The 14,912-nt window shown below is 36.2% G+C and carries 13 protein-coding genes and 2 tRNA genes; 5 read left to right on the top strand and 10 right to left on the bottom strand.

The genetic code is table 11. The features are described from left to right. Positions 1 to 11 precede the first annotated feature (11 nt). Complete coding sequence (locus JKP34_RS10305; RefSeq protein WP_201920680.1) at positions 12 to 404, bottom strand: hypothetical protein; 393 nt, start codon at positions 402 to 404, stop codon at positions 12 to 14. Positions 405 to 614: 210 nt separating this feature from the next. On the opposite strand from JKP34_RS10305, the gene JKP34_RS10300 reads away from it, so the two are divergent. Next, the gene (locus JKP34_RS10300) at positions 615 to 2,129 is read left to right on the top strand and encodes a caspase family protein (RefSeq protein WP_201920678.1); all 1,515 of its coding nucleotides are present in this window, start codon (positions 615 to 617) and stop codon (positions 2,127 to 2,129) included. Between the two features lie 18 nt (positions 2,130 to 2,147). Further along, a complete protein-coding gene (locus JKP34_RS10295; RefSeq protein WP_201920675.1) occupies positions 2,148 to 2,864 on the top strand; it encodes a porin family protein in 717 nt (238 codons plus the stop codon). Between the two features lie 56 nt (positions 2,865 to 2,920). On the opposite strand, the gene JKP34_RS10290 is transcribed toward JKP34_RS10295, so the two are convergent. The 4 genes from JKP34_RS10290 to JKP34_RS10275 all read right to left on the bottom strand — a co-directional run bounded on the left by JKP34_RS10290 (position 2,921) and on the right by JKP34_RS10275 (position 8,618). Beyond that, positions 2,921 to 5,776: a M16 family metallopeptidase gene (locus JKP34_RS10290; protein WP_201920672.1), complete on the bottom strand. Its 2,856-nt coding sequence runs from the start codon at positions 5,774 to 5,776 to the stop codon at positions 2,921 to 2,923. Positions 5,777 to 5,897: 121 nt separating this feature from the next. Further along, the gene (locus JKP34_RS10285; RefSeq protein ID WP_201920669.1) at positions 5,898 to 6,680 is read right to left on the bottom strand and encodes a patatin-like phospholipase family protein; all 783 of its coding nucleotides are present in this window, start codon (positions 6,678 to 6,680) and stop codon (positions 5,898 to 5,900) included. A gap of 79 nt (positions 6,681 to 6,759) precedes the next feature. Further along, positions 6,760 to 7,608 (bottom strand): MBL fold metallo-hydrolase, encoded by an 849-nt coding sequence (locus tag JKP34_RS10280; protein WP_201920666.1) that lies wholly within the window; start codon positions 7,606 to 7,608, stop codon positions 6,760 to 6,762. 65 nt (positions 7,609 to 7,673) lie between these two features. Next, complete coding sequence (locus tag JKP34_RS10275; protein WP_201920664.1) at positions 7,674 to 8,618, bottom strand: acetyl-CoA carboxylase carboxyltransferase subunit alpha; 945 nt, start codon at positions 8,616 to 8,618, stop codon at positions 7,674 to 7,676. A gap of 278 nt (positions 8,619 to 8,896) precedes the next feature. On the opposite strand from JKP34_RS10275, the gene JKP34_RS10270 reads away from it, so the two are divergent. From JKP34_RS10270 to JKP34_RS10260, 3 genes are all read left to right on the top strand, one after another. After that, positions 8,897 to 8,970: transfer RNA gene (locus JKP34_RS10270), tRNA-OTHER, on the top strand. 29 nt (positions 8,971 to 8,999) lie between these two features. After that, positions 9,000 to 9,073: transfer RNA gene (locus tag JKP34_RS10265), tRNA-Asp, on the top strand. Between the two features lie 57 nt (positions 9,074 to 9,130). After that, on the top strand, positions 9,131 to 9,394 hold the full coding sequence (locus tag JKP34_RS10260) for a GIY-YIG nuclease family protein (RefSeq protein WP_201920661.1): 264 nt from the start codon (positions 9,131 to 9,133) through the stop codon (positions 9,392 to 9,394). Between the two features lie 58 nt (positions 9,395 to 9,452). On the opposite strand, the gene JKP34_RS10255 is transcribed toward JKP34_RS10260, so the two are convergent. From JKP34_RS10255 to JKP34_RS10235, 5 genes are all read right to left on the bottom strand, one after another. Next, a complete protein-coding gene (locus tag JKP34_RS10255) occupies positions 9,453 to 9,938 on the bottom strand; it encodes a leucine-rich repeat domain-containing protein (protein WP_201920658.1) in 486 nt (161 codons plus the stop codon). A 513-nt stretch (positions 9,939 to 10,451) separates the two neighbouring features. Further along, positions 10,452 to 10,898 carry a hypothetical protein gene (locus JKP34_RS10250; protein WP_201920655.1) on the bottom strand — a complete coding sequence of 149 codons (447 nt, stop codon included), beginning with the start codon at positions 10,896 to 10,898 and terminating at the stop codon, positions 10,452 to 10,454. Between the two features lie 9 nt (positions 10,899 to 10,907). Beyond that, positions 10,908 to 12,368 (bottom strand): RHS repeat-associated core domain-containing protein, encoded by a 1,461-nt coding sequence (locus JKP34_RS10245; RefSeq protein WP_201920651.1) that lies wholly within the window; start codon positions 12,366 to 12,368, stop codon positions 10,908 to 10,910. A gap of 126 nt (positions 12,369 to 12,494) precedes the next feature. Continuing rightward, complete coding sequence (locus JKP34_RS10240) at positions 12,495 to 13,154, bottom strand: hypothetical protein (protein WP_201920648.1); 660 nt, start codon at positions 13,152 to 13,154, stop codon at positions 12,495 to 12,497. Between the two features lie 5 nt (positions 13,155 to 13,159). Further along, on the bottom strand, positions 13,160 to 14,902 hold the full coding sequence (locus JKP34_RS10235) for an RHS repeat-associated core domain-containing protein (protein WP_201920645.1): 1,743 nt from the start codon (positions 14,900 to 14,902) through the stop codon (positions 13,160 to 13,162). Positions 14,903 to 14,912: the final 10 nt, after the last annotated feature.

Below are 14,912 nucleotides of genomic sequence, written 5' to 3'. Positions count from 1 at the left end.
ATAAAAAGTAATTAAGCCGACATCGACTTTTGCGCGCTCTTAGCTTCATATTCTACTAACCACTCCATGCCTTCTTCCACTGTGTCAAACAGTCTCATTTGACGACCAGTAGCACTAATGATGGATTTAAGGATAACCGTAGAAAGTTTATTTAATCCGCAAACAGTAGTAGCTTTTGACTTAGGGTTATTCTTTTTTACGGTATCTTTAATTGTAGAAAGCAGATTCTTGTTAAATCTTGCATCAGTGGCATTTACACAGGATAAAACAGACTTGTCCGGAAATTTCTGAACCAATCCTTGTACTTTCTCAAAGGTGGGTATTGCTTCATCACCTGAAGTTCCTTTAATATCAGTATAAACAATCTTAACCCCTTTATAATCACGAATTTCACAAAACGACATAAATATTATTATTTAGTGGTTGAATATAACTTAATTAATAAGTGAAAATAAGCGAAAAATGTTCAGAATTAAAAGTGGTTTATCGAAAATGTAAACGGCTGTTACCCTTTAGCTAACTAGACTTACCAGTTAGATTTCCCATCATTTTAAATCTATAAAATGTCACAAATGAAATAATTAACTTATTTTAGCCTTGATAAACTAAACCTGATGAAGCTTTCGGTATTCAAATTATTTAGCTCATTAGCTATACTCATTATATTGACAGCATTAAATTATGCATCCAATACTAATGTTATAGAAGAAGCTTATGCTGAACTTCATATATTCAGACCCAAGCAATACCAGGGCGGTGCAATAGTTTTTACAGTTTTAGCCGATAACAAGCCCATTGCCACCTTAAAAAATGGCAGCAAGTTAATCTATAGAGTTTATAATGAAGGTTCTATTGACTTACAGTTAAAAGCCTCTGTCTTCACCTCTAAGAATGTTAATTTTGGTGTAGTAAAAGGAAAAAAATATTTCATAAAAGCAGCTTACGGAGATGGTTTTGGATCTAACCTTTCTTTTGTTTTAATGGATGAAACAGAGGGAAAAGCTCTGCTCGATAATAAATTCAACTTTGTCAGCAAAAAGTCTAAATTAGTAAAAGATGATTCTACCAATTCAGTAGTAAAAGACCTTGATTATTTTTTAAGTCGTACATTAAACTTTGAAGAACAAAAAGCTGATAAACCTGATTTGGCATGGTTAAACCCAGAAAAACCCTACGAAAAAACTGACATCAGTAAATACTCATTACAGGTTTGTTTAAGCTCAGAGGCGGAAGTTGCCAACCTATCACTTTACTTGAATGAAAAGGAAATAGATCACTTAAATGACATCAAACTAATTGATAAGAAATGTGCCTATAACTACATTCGGAACGTAGATCTTGGAGAGGGCGAAAATACCATTAAAATAATATTATCAGATGCGAATGGTAGCTCAACCTTTTTGCGAAAGATCATATACAAGCCTAAGAAGAAATCATATCGCGGTTTAGCACTGCTTATTGGCAATTCAAAATACCTTCACACCACTAACCTTGAGAACACCATAAATGATGCAACTGCAATGTCAGAAGCCCTTGACGCATTAGGGTTTGAGGTGATTTTAGCAAAAGATTTGAGCAAAGAGGAAATGAAAAAAACTCTGGGTTTCTATTTAGAAAAACTTAGGGATTATAATACAGGTATCTTCTTCTATGCTGGTCATGGCATCCAATATGATGGAAAAAACTACATGATACCAATAGATGCCAAGCTTGAAGCTAATAAGGAGATTGAAACCAATTGTTTCGATACGGGGAGACTACTTGCCAATATGAGTTTAATGGAGTTAAACACAAGCGTAATGATCTTAGATGCTTGCAGGAACAATCCTTTTAAAAACATAGGTCATGAGGTTTCTGATATTAATTCTGGCCTTACAGGAACAGATGCTCCCGCTGGTTCATTGGTAGCTTTTGCAACTGCCCCAGGCAAAACAGCCTCGGACGGAAATGATAAAAATGGCTTATATACTCAGGAAATACTTAATACTATTTACAAACAAGATTTGAAAGTTGAAGAACTTTTTAAAAGAGTAAGAGTGAGTGTAATGAGTAAATCTAAAAACAGGCAAATACCTTGGGAAACCTCCTCACTTATCAATGACTTTTATTTTAATCCAGCAACTATGTAACAACTCAATATCTTAAAAATGAAAAAACTATTAACCACAACTTTATCAGTTATACTATTTGCCTTCGCTACAAAAGCCCAAATTCAAATAGGCATTAAGCAAGGCGTAAATTTTAGCAATTTTGCCTACGTCATTTCTGATGAAACCGCTCAATTCTATGACAACTTCGATGTTAAAGGTTCTGCCGGATTCCACCTTGGGGGATCAATGAATTACCGATTTACGGATCAAATTGGCTTACAGGTAGAAATGATGTATTCTCAACAGGGCGCAAGGTTCGACTTGGTAGAAATCGTTTATTTTAATCAAGATGTTTATTTAGTGGAGTATGAGCTTAAAAGAAGAATGAATTACTTGAATTTTCCTTTTATGTTAAACTATCAGACATTGTCTGGTCTTAACTTTGAAGGAGGCTTCGGATTAGGCTTTTTGCTATCATCAAAGGATGCATACAAAACTGAGACAAATATTGCCGAATTATTCTTTAACAACCCTCAATTAAATGAATTCATAGGTATCAGAGATCAAGATTCTAAGGAAGTTCATTACAGTGCTGAATTATACTTCGCTTTAGGTGTTGGCTATCAATTGCCTTCTGGGCTTAATTTTGGCATGAGATGGATGACCGGAATTGGTAATAGTTTAGATGAATCGAGTGATCTGTATATCGAAGGCGAAATGTTGATCAATAAACTCTTACAGTTTAGTATAGGCTTTCCTATTTACGGTAATTAACAAGAAAAGGAGCATCAATTGATGCTCCTTTCAAATAATTAAGATTTCAATATTTTTTACTTTTTCTCTATCACGTTATCCACAGGGTTTCCATTCTCATCTACACGAATAACCTCTCCTATTTCTAAATTTCTAACTCCTTCCAACTGAGTAGCCGCATCACCCACTACAAAATATGATAACTCTTCAGGGTTCATGTATTTATTCATTACTTCCTTCATATCATCAATGGTGTAGCCTTTCAGCTCTTCCTGATTCTTTCTGATATAATCGTTTGGTAAGTTATAAGTAGAAATAGACTGTAAAATACCTAGCTTATCATATAACGTTTCATAAGCTCTGGCCTCCTGTCTGATGAGCGCAGTTCTCGCCTTCTCTAATTCCGCTGAATCGTAATTCTGCATATAGTCCATAAGTACCTCTTTGAATGCAGCTACAGCATCAGGTGTTACGTTAGTTTTTACACTTGAATACATGCTGAATGGTGCCTTCTCCATGCTTGATCCTACATTTGAGTAAGCGCCATAGGTGTACTGTCTCTTTTCACGTAATTCCTGGAATAAAAGAGCTCCTGAATTGCCACCCAAACCATAATTAGCTACGGTAAGTGGGAAATAATCAGGATCATTTCTTTTTACAGCCATACGCTGAATTCTGATAACAGATTGCTTCGCATTTGAGAAGTTGGCAAAGTAAACTTTTACATCTTCCGGCACATCATTAATAGTATATTCAGGCATAGCTACTTCCTTCTTCGCCCACTTCTCATTCATTGAAGATAATGATGCCTTCACATCACTTTCACTTACATTACCTGCAATATGGAATGCGCTAATGTTTGGAGCGAAATTATTTTCATAATAAGCCTTTAAGTCATCAATCGTGATTTTCTCAACTGATTCTACTGAACCACCAATTGGCTGCGAGAAAATATGTCCATCACCATATAAAATCTTATCAGATACCTGTGATGCTATAGCATTCGGGTTAGAGCTTCTTTGCTTAATGTTGTTGATCTGACGAGTCTTGATTCTTGCAAACTCTTCTTCATCCCATCTTGGCTCTAAAAGCATTTCTTCTACCAAAGCAACAGTTTCATCAAAATATCTGGCTAAGCAATTAGCAGAAACAGTAATATACTCCTGGCTGGTGTACATATTAATACTTGCACCTAACTGACCAATGGCATCCTCTAACTCTTCAGGAGTTTTATTCTTAGTACCTTCCTGCATAATGTCTGTCATCAGATTGGCTACTCCAGGAAGCTCCATTTTATCCATTAACTGACCGCCTTTTATACGGATGCTAAAGTTTACTAATGGTAATTCATTAGACTGAATACCATAAATTTTCATGCCATTAGCAAGGCTTGATTCGTAGATAGTTGGTGCATTTACTAAAGGTGCTTCACCTAAGGCAGGTTCAATAGCTCTGTTAATCTTACTTGCAGTTTTAACGATTTCAATATCCTCTTCTACAATTTCTTCTTTCTTTTCGTTAGGAACAATTTCCTCAATCTTAACATCTGCTTCCTCAGAACCATCAACTATTAATTCAAGCTGGCCTTTAGGCACGAAGCTGGTCATCACATAAGGCTTGCCTTTGATGTATTTGTCATACACACGCATTACATCTTCTTTAGTAACTGCTAATATTTTCTCAATATCTTGAGTAATAAAGCCAGGATCACCGGCAAATTCATTGTAGTTACTAAGTTGGAAAGCTTTGCCTAATACGCTGGAAATACCATTGTAGAAATTAGTTTCCTGACGAGCCTTTATACGTTGCAAATCTTTTTCCGAGAAACCATTTTGCTCAAATTCGTCCAATGCCTCCATTATAGCGCTATGCACCGAGTCAAGATCAATACCATCTTTAGCGCGAACGCCAATGATAAATTCACCAGCTAATTCACTAGCACTATTGTAAGCAAATACGTTTGGTGCATATTCCGTTTCCTCTACTAACTTTTTGTAAAGTTCAGCTCTTTTTCCCTGGCTAAGGATTTCTCCTAAAGCGCTTAAGGCGTAAGAATCGGGATGATACTGCTCCACGGAAGGATAAACCATTCTTAAATCAGGAACTTTGGCATACTCATCTTCATAATAGAGCTTCTTAGTTTCTTCTAAAGAAACTGGCATAGGCTCTAGTGGCTTATCATCTCCTCTTGATTCAATTTCACCGAAATATTTCTCAATCCATTCCTTAACAACTTCTTTATCAAAGTCACCAGCAATTACTAAAGTACCATTATTTGGGCCATACCACTTTTCATAGAACTCCTTCACATCATCCATAGTGGCTGCTTCAAGGTCCTCTAACTCACCAATTACTTCCCAGTTATATGGGTGACCTTCCGGATATAAAGCCTTTTTAATCACATAGCTTCTGTGTCCATAAGGATTATTATCTACACGCTGTCTTTTCTCGTTTTTCACTACAGGCTTCTCACCTTCTAAATCAGCTTCTGTAATGGCATTAATGAAGAAACCCATTCTGTCGGATTCCATCCACAATATTCTTTCAAGTGCATCTTTCGGAACAACTTCATAGTAAACTGTTCCATCGGACCAGGTACCACCATTAAATGTACCACCCAAGTCGTTGATGTTCTTGAAGAATGCTCCTTCTTCTACATTTTCTGATTTTTGGAAAAGCATGTGTTCAAAGAAATGAGCAAAACCCGTTCTTCCTGGTTTCTCTCTGTTTGAACCCACATGCATTTGGATGGCAACGGCCACAATAGGATCTGATTTATCCTGATGTAAAATCACTTCCAATCCATTCGGCAAGGTGTACTTTTCGAAATCAATAGATAATTTGGCCTTCTCTTCACCACCGTCTTTGTTTTGCTGGCAAGCTATTGCCACAAACATTAACAGGGTGAGCGCCCATGCTGAGATTTTTTTCATTGTTTGAATTATTAGTTTAACAGACTTATAAATAGCCTTAATTAAACGATAAATTCAATCTTATAATCGATAAATGGATGAGTAACTTTATGAATGGCAAATACAACTATCTAAATAAATATTACTTGTTGTTTTTTGATAACAAAGGTTGAATAGCTTCGGGTGCATCCTCTAATAATTTCGTAGCATACTCATAACCAATATCATATATTTCCTGTGCTTTAGATAAAGCGAAAACTTTATAAACATCAAGTTTCTTGGGCTCTATAAACAAATCACAATACTGTTTATGGTCATAAGTATTATAATTAATGGCCATTAGAAGTACCCTTTCAAGCATGCCTTTCATACCATTGTCATTCGACTCCTTCGCTACAGGATTACAGTTAATGCCAATAAGATAATCCGCTTGATCCCTGATAGTTTGTGCCGGCATATTATTCATAACACCTCCATCTATCATTTTATCACCATTGATTTCTATGGGATCGAAAACGACAGGAATACTGGCAGATGCTAACATGGGCTTAATAAGCTCGCCCGAATTAAAGTAAGCTACTTCTCCCTTAGTATAATTGACTGCCGCAATGGTTAGTGGAAGCTCCAGCGCTTCGAAACTATTTTCGGGGAAATAGTCCAGCAATAAATCAGATATTTTTTCAAGCTTTATTAACCCGCTGATAGAAATAGCCGGTCTAAAATACTTGAGAAAGTTTATTTCAGAAATGATTTCATAAGTACGCTTCGGAAGATAGCCGGCTGCTAAAAAAGCTCCTACTATACCTCCGGCACTTGTGCCAGAAATTACATCAGGCTTTATATCTTTTTCATACAAAGCCTGAGCTACTCCTAAATGTGCAAAACCTCTTGCGCCACCACCCGAAAGTGCAAAACCTATTTTCATAAAATGATCAGTTACTGTTAAAGAAACAGGTAATTAGTAAAAGAGTTGCGCCAGTAGGAATTAATTTATCAAACAAGAATTATAAAACTTCACTCAAGGAAAAAGTTCTGTCCAATCTTACGCCTTTCTCCGTATGTTTTACCGTACAGCATTCATTCTGTGCATCATGCTCTAGAAAGATAATCCACTCATTATCTGCTGCATCTTTTAAAAATTGAGCTTTTTCATCGAGCGTTAGCAATGGTCGCGTATCATAGCCCATCACATAAGGTAAAGGGATATGCCCCACTGATGGTAATAAATCAGCCGCAAAGACTATGGTTTTGTCTTTGTATTTGATTTTAGGAATCATCTGCTTATCGGTGTGGCCGTTGGCATACAAAATGTCAAATTGCTTAAAGGGTGATGCTTCTTCCTCATTGGCAAAATGCAAATGACCACTTTGCTGCATAGGTAAAATATTCTCTTTTAGGAAACTTGCCTTTTCACGTGCATTTGGCTCAGTAGCCCACTTCCAATGGTCTTTATTACTCCAGTATTTGGCATTCTTGAAATGAACATCCAGCTTACTTTCTGACTTATCCTGCCAATCTACTCCACCACCACAATGGTCGAAATGTAGATGTGTGAGAAACATGTCTGTGATATCATCGGTACTGAAACCAGCCTTTTTTAAAGAACCATCTAGCGAGCCATCACCATGAAGGTAGTAGTGCTTAAAGAATTTGGCATCCTGCTTATTACCTATACCATTATCAATTAATATCAGTTGATCACCATCTTCAATGAGCATGCACCGCATAGCCCAGGTACACATATTGTTATCATCAGCAGGATTTGTTCTAGACCATAAGGATTTGGGCACTACACCAAACATAGCGCCACCATCTAATTTAAACCTGCCTGTATCAATGATATGTAATTTCATACTATTTCGATTTTTAAGAAACAAAAAAGCCGCATTGCTGCGGCTTCCAATTTAATAAATTCTATTTACTGGGTTACACCCATTTTGCTAAACTTGTCTATGCGTTCATCTATACGCTTCTCAACTGACTTTTTAGCAAGCTCTTTTGTTGATTTAAGTATTTGCTTCTTCACTTCAGCAGCGATTTTTTTCAAGTCAGTATGCGCTCCTCCTAATGGTTCAGGAATGATACCATCAATTAGTTTATTTTCCAGCATATCGGTAGCTGTAAGCTTTAAGGCTTCGGCCGCCTGCTCTTTATAATCCCAGCTTCTCCATAAAATTGAAGAACAAGATTCCGGTGAAATAACAGAATACCAGGTATTTTCAAGCATAAGCACTTTATCTCCTATGGCAATTCCTAATGCTCCACCTGAAGCACCTTCACCTATAATAATACAGATAACTGGTACCTTCAACATAAACATCTCTTTCAGGTTTCTGGCAATTGCCTCACCTTGACCTCTCTCTTCAGCCTCAAGACCCGGAAATGCTCCTGGTGTATCGATAAACGTAACAATAGGTTTATTGAATTTCTCGGCCATTTTCATCAAGCGAAGTGCTTTACGATAACCTTCAGGATTAGCCATTCCAAAATTTCTTTCCTGACGTTGCTTGGTATTTCTGCCCTTCTGCTGACCTATAAACATATAAGTTTGACCATCAACACTACCGAAACCACCTACCATGGCTTTATCATCTTTCACAGTTCTATCACCGTGAAGCTCCACAAAGTCGTCAGTAATTTCGTAAATATAATCTAAGGTATATGGTCTATCAGGATGGCGAGAAAGTTGTACTCGTTGCCAACGTGTTAAATTTTGAAATGTCTCTTTTTTTAAGGACACAATTTTTTCTTCTAATGTTTTGATGGCATCAGTGATATCCACTTCGCTATCTTGAGCGAGGGCTTTCATATTTGCCAGTTTATTTTCTAATTCAACAATCGGTTGTTCAAATTCCAAAAGCATGACACTAGTTTGTTTGAAAAGGTAAAATTAGCATTTATTTACGAACGAGCATGCAAATTATCCGAAATCAACAAATACAGTTTTAGAATGCAAAAAACTTGATGAAGGTATAGAAAATAATTTGAATTATAAACAACTGGAATTCAGCTTAATATTTAGCTTGACACATTATAAGCCCTATTTTTTTGAAATTATTTTCATAGAAGGTTTTGCAATTAAAAATTATGCCCCTACATTTGCATCACCTTATCGGAAAGACGGTAAGAAAAACAAATTTTGGTCTGGTAGTTCAGTTGGTTAATAAGTCCCGATGTATCGGGAAGATCGCTGAGTTCAAGTCTCGTCCAGACTTAAAATAAAGACGAGATAATTTGAAATAATGGTCTGGTAGTTCAGTTGGTTAGAATGCCTGCCTGTCACGCAGGAGGTCGCGAGTTCGAGTCTCGTCCAGACCGCAAAAAGCTTCACTTTTAGTGAGGCTTTTTTTGTTTATACGCTCCTTTTAATAAACCATGTTTTCAACCTTTTACACCTACATCCTCTATTCTGAAAAGATTGACAAGTATTATATTGGTTACAGTGCTGACCTTGAAAAAAGAATTGAAAAGCATAATGAAGGCGGTACTCAATCTACCAAGAATGGAATCCCTTGGAAGATTGTATACTTTGAATCTTTTGACAATAAATCTGATGCTATCAAAAGAGAGAAGTATCTTAAAAAGATGAAAAGTAGAAAACATATAGTAGAACTAATTAGCAAGAGGTCGTCCCGATGAATCGGGAAGTCTCGTCCAGACCGCAAAAAGCTTCACTTTTAGTGAGGCTTTTTTTGTTTTAATCGAGATATGCAATAATCTTGGTGTTGGGCAAACTCTCCCTTAATTCTTCCAATCGCTTTTCATCAAACCTATTGCCTAGAATAGTCAGTATCTTAAGATTAGTTAATTTATTTAACCCTTGTGGTAACTCCTTCATGTTACAACTACTTAAAGACAATATCTTTAAATTATTCATATCATAAAGACATTCAGGTAATTGAATACCATCATTTGAGTCGAGAAAAAGGTATTTCAAATTGCTCAATTCACATACTCTAGAATTTAACATATCTAAATTTTTATTTGCTAAATTGAGATATTCTAATTGTTTGAAATTATAGACATTATCAGGAACCATATCATCACTACCTGATAAATCAAGAGCATCACAGTTATTACATTTTTTTAAATCCTCTTTCACGCGGTATTCGTCTCGATCATAGTTGTACATATATCCAGTGCAGGAGGTTAAAAGAATGATTATAATTAATAAGTATCTCATTTGAATAATTTAAATCTTAACTAATTTCTTAAGCAAAGCTGGTATGACTTTGCTAGTCCGAGAGTTTCTGTAATGTCCATCTTGTACACTTCTCCCCTCCTGCTGGCGCGAGCTTGTAGCTCGTGCCCTACAAACTTAAACTCATAAATTAAATCTATCCTTTCATTCAATAATATAATTACCACTTAGTTGAAAGTACTATATTTAAATTAAATCAACCTAAACCATATGAGTAGAAAGTACAAATTTCATAATCCTGAGGGTATTTCTGAAGACATTTAAAACCTTTACCTCAAAACGAATACAAGGACTAATCATAAACAATATGTTGAGGCTAGCTTTGTCAGCGAACCTGAACATTAGAAATACAGTTCAGCTATAGACTATGCAGGTGGAAATGGACTAGTAAATATTGAACCTCTTTAGCTTTAACAAATCGAAAGAATTTCTTGATAATAGGCACGAGCTTCAAGCTCGCGCCAGCGGGGGCAAACTGAAATTCAATCCCATTATTTATTCAGCTCCAGAATTACCACCAGCATCAAATAATAGTTCTTTCCTGTGAAAGTCATAAACGATACAGTTATTTTTAACATAATCCTTTTGTGTGGGAATACCTCTTTGATCTTTTGGCAACTCTGTATCAAAAAAGAATTTTCCTGTATCTAGTCTGTTTTCAAGAATAACTGCATTATTATTTATTAACTTCCAGAAATAACCATCCTCATCCCAACAAACTTGGAGTGCATCACCCAAAGGATTGATATTTTCAATATTTAATTTTACAAAATTAACCTTGGGGACTTTTGCTTTTTTCCCATTTATAATATAACGCATGTTCCCTTTGATTAAAATAGTAATGGTACTTGATTTATCTTTAGATGTTAAATATACAACATCCCTTGATTGACAACCGACAAAACTTAAAAGCATTAATATAATTTGTATTCTAAAAAGCATCTTAATATTTTATTCTCCAAATCGATTAAAACTAATTTTACCAATTTCATTTTTACGCAAACCAACACCAATTTTAAAACCTACTTTTTGTGCTTTTTGCGTTGGCATCCCTTCAGTTTTCAGTTCTCCACTTTTATATGATTGATAAGCATCAAACGCTAATCTAGTACCTCTCCAATTTAGCTTATTTCTTGATGCTACGATGCCTGCCCCAATATTACCAAAATCTCTAGCAGACCCAAATTTACCGTCCGAAGTTACACTTCCTCTGTACCTATGTTGATCGGGGGTTTTTCCTTCGGCAACAGCTTCCTTAATCTTTCGGTCTTTTAGATCAAAATCATCGCCATTCCCAGCATTCAAAGCATATTCTACTAAATTTGGATCGCCAGCAATAATTTCTTGATCAATAAAATCTTGGCCCTCAGTAGAGTTAGGATCAATAACTGCTCCTTTGACTGCTTGTCCATTTTCCCCAAAAAAAGAATGCGTGGTAACAGATTCTCCGATGACGTCACCCGTCCTCTCATAATTACCACTTTCATCCTGTGAAACTACATAAATACTTTTATCACCATCCTCAGCATCTCCACCAACAACAGTATAAGTGCCGTCCTCATTTTCGACAACATCTGTTGACAACATTCCAGTAGGATCAGTTTTACTTATTGGGTTATTCAATGTATAATGATACCCTGTCCAACTCTCCTGATTCTCGAAGTCAGATAGAGGATCAATTGTAGAGAACCTACCAACAGCTACATCGTAGAAACGTGCTCCATAGTCATATAAATCGGTTTCTTCTTCAAGCTCTTTGCCATTATACTTATACTTCTGTGCTTGTGAGTAGTTTTTAGTATAAGAGTTAAAAGTCAACCCAAATGGGTAGTAATCATCCGCCTGAATCAACTCAGTTTTATGGTGGTTGATCATTAAGTCATCGAAGTAGACTTCTGTGAGCTCTTCGCTTTCGTTGGAAACGAATATCATGATGTAACCATCCTGCGGAATAGTGATGCTTTCAAATTCAAGCAGTTCATGTGTGCCACTGCCTGTGCCGTCATCAGCTGCGGCTGTGGTTAACTGCTTAAAGCCTGCATCTACATAGTTGTAGCTTTTGTCTAGCAAGATGTAATTAAAATAAGCCTGCGGCTCATTGCTATCTGAAGTACCACTAGCGGCTAAACCTGTTAAACCATCCTCTACTGATGTGCTGCTTATCGGATTCTCCCCACCTAAGATACCACCGCTTAACATGCCTAATAAGGCGTTTGCTAATGGTGTTGCATTAACCGTTTCATTATGGTCAGTAATATCTACATACTTAGCATAAACGCTGGCACTCAGCACATCACCTTCGCTTACCAATAGCGTTTTGGTAATTCCTACTCGTTGAGCAGCTTCACCAAATGAAGCAAGTCTGTTACTGCTTCCGCCTGTTTTAGCTACTATTTTTATTTGAATATTCAATAGTTACTTGCTCAGTGGTGAATAAACCCCAAGCATTTCTCAATACTTGGGGTCTGTTTTTGATTCTTACTCTGCCATCATGCAAAGCATGGCGGCAACGGGGAGTAGTCATAATCAAAATATAAATTATTGTTCCAGAGTTGAACTAGTATACCTTACACTATCTTTTCTAATTAAGTTTAAAACTCCCTTCTCATCCAGTTTATATTCATTTGTTAATGAATCCACAACTTTAACATTATCATCTAATATCTCCTTACTATTAATTTCTACGGTTCTTAAAACATTCGCATTAATCAAATTAGATTTTTTTATTTCACACCATACCTCTTCGCTTCCAGTTTCTGTATTTATCAAATCACATTGATCATTAGTTAGTCGAAGACAAGATATTACATTGTATTCCGAATCTAGCGATGTAAAAATAAAATAACTGGAAGTCATATCACTTACTATCATAACAACACCATAAAGTTTCGAATTAATATCTAATTTGGTGTAATAGTATCCTTCGAGTATTTGTCGAGAGAAACACTTTTTAAGACTGTTTAAAAGATCTGAATTAACTTTGTTTATCTTCTTTCCACCTGAGTTTACCAAAGCAGTTGCATCTCTATTTATAAATTCCTCAATATTATTTTCAATAAATAAACTGTCAGGAAAAGACAATGTACTTTCTAAACTAGTCTCCTCGCTTAGATTGAAATCTTCATCATGTTTTTCCGAAGGTGTTTTTGTGCACGAAATTAATAGTGCTGCGATAAATAGAAGAAATATGTTTTTCATAGTTATTATTTAAATTCAGGTATTGGTAGTTTAACTGATAAGCCACTAGCTTTTCTTACGGCATGTCCTTTTACAACAACTTCATTCATTGTTCCTCCATTATAAATTTCTTTAATGGAATCCCACTTCCTATATCCTGTTATTCTTTTTCCGTAATATTCTTTTTTTCCGTTGGTAATTAATGCTGTTTTTCTCGGTCCAGACTTTCCAGAAGATGGTTTACCTCCTGAATCGATCATATTCATATTAGTTATATTACCTTTATCATCAAATTCAACATCTGTAATAATTCCAATATGACCGTAAGGCTTATCTTCACCTGTTGAGGAATTATCTAAAATTACAAATGACCCTGCCTCAACTTCTGATTCACTTATCTCATCAGTATTATCCGCAATTCTTTTTACACCATTCCCCGTAGCCCCTTCAGCGTATCGAGCGTCATCTTCTCCTGCTGCTTTCATGCATGTACCAGCCAGACCCGAACAATCGACTGTTTCTCCAGGCTTCGGATTTTCAGAGAAACCCCAAGTATTACCAGGATTTTTCTTGACAAATTCTTTTGCTTTGGCGATTGCATCCGCTCGTTGTGTTGAATCAGAACCTAATGGATCAGGATATAAGATAGGATTATTAGTGTTCCAAGCATAAGGTGATTCATGTGACTTAATTACTGGGTCAATTTGCATAAATCTGCCTAAAGCTGGATCATAAGTTCTGAACTCTTCTGGAAAATACCATTTAGTTTCTTCATCTTCTTCCATGCCATTATACTTATATTTCTGAGGAGTAGTATAATCCTTTCTATACTCATTCGCCACCATACCGAATGGATAATAGTCCGAAGCCTGAATCAACTCAGTTTTATGGTGGTTGATCATTAAGTCATCGAAGTAGACTTCTGTGAGTGCTTCGCTTTCGTTGGAAACGAAAATCATTAAATAACCGTCTTGTGAGATATTGATATTCTCGAACTCTAATAGCTCATGCGCGCCAGTATTATTAATATCATCTGCCGCATTGGTGCTAAGTTGTTTAAAACCAGTTTCTATATAAGTAAAGCTTTTATCAAATAATATATAATTGAAGTAAGCTTTCGGTTGTGTATCATCAGAAGCTCTTGTTGAACTGGCTGGTGAAAAACCATTTAAAGGATCATTTGAGCTAAATGGTGTTTCACCTCCGATAGAGGTTCCACTCATCATGGCTACAAAAGCATTTACAAGTGCCCCACTGTTTAAGGCACCATCTTCTGTGCCTTGAATGTATTTAGCATATACGCTGGCATTTACTCTATCACCTTCACTAACCAAGAAAGTCTTGCTAATACCCATGCGCTCTGCATGTGCTGAAGATACCCTATTACTATGAGTTCCACTCTTAGCCATTAGATCAAGTACTGTGATCTCATCATAATTATCAAAGTATGGGTTATACTGCTCAAAACTCGTATTGAAGTCGTTGTCACGAACCGCAAAAGTTGTCCTTACATTACCAAGGTGGTCCTTTAAATGGTACTGGTATTCAAAGCTATTACTATGCTCCACCGCACGAGGCACCAATCTGCCCTCGGAAGTTTGTATAAACTGTAAGCTATCGTTCTGGAAGATCATAGCGCCTAAATAATCGGTAGACTTTTCTAAACTGTTTTCTTTGAAAACCTCCTGCCTTAGTTTAATGCCGGAAGCATCATAAATATAGTTGATGTAGTCGCCATTTTCAAAAGTTACTTTTGCCGGCAGATTCAAATGGTTGTAG

Source organism: Marivirga atlantica (assembly GCF_016734805.1).
Taxonomy (GTDB): domain Bacteria; phylum Bacteroidota; class Bacteroidia; order Cytophagales; family Cyclobacteriaceae; genus Marivirga; species Marivirga atlantica.
This window is presented reverse-complemented; position numbering and strand designations above follow the sequence as displayed.

Coding starts and splice junctions, on each gene's coding strand:
- JKP34_RS10240 (WP_201920648.1), bottom strand. CDS start 13,154: ATGAAAAACATATTTCTTCTATTTATCGCAGCACTATTAATTTCGTGC.
- JKP34_RS10305 (WP_201920680.1), bottom strand. CDS start 404: ATGTCGTTTTGTGAAATTCGTGATTATAAAGGGGTTAAGATTGTTTAT.
- JKP34_RS10255 (WP_201920658.1), bottom strand. CDS start 9,938: ATGAGATACTTATTAATTATAATCATTCTTTTAACCTCCTGCACTGGA.
- JKP34_RS10260 (WP_201920661.1), top strand. CDS start 9,131: ATGTTTTCAACCTTTTACACCTACATCCTCTATTCTGAAAAGATTGAC.
- JKP34_RS10285 (WP_201920669.1), bottom strand. CDS start 6,680: ATGAAAATAGGTTTTGCACTTTCGGGTGGTGGCGCAAGAGGTTTTGCA.
- JKP34_RS10300 (WP_201920678.1), top strand. CDS start 615: ATGAAGCTTTCGGTATTCAAATTATTTAGCTCATTAGCTATACTCATT.
- JKP34_RS10250 (WP_201920655.1), bottom strand. CDS start 10,898: ATGCTTTTTAGAATACAAATTATATTAATGCTTTTAAGTTTTGTCGGT.
- JKP34_RS10275 (WP_201920664.1), bottom strand. CDS start 8,618: ATGCTTTTGGAATTTGAACAACCGATTGTTGAATTAGAAAATAAACTG.
- JKP34_RS10290 (WP_201920672.1), bottom strand. CDS start 5,776: ATGAAAAAAATCTCAGCATGGGCGCTCACCCTGTTAATGTTTGTGGCA.
- JKP34_RS10295 (WP_201920675.1), top strand. CDS start 2,148: ATGAAAAAACTATTAACCACAACTTTATCAGTTATACTATTTGCCTTC.
- JKP34_RS10280 (WP_201920666.1), bottom strand. CDS start 7,608: ATGAAATTACATATCATTGATACAGGCAGGTTTAAATTAGATGGTGGC.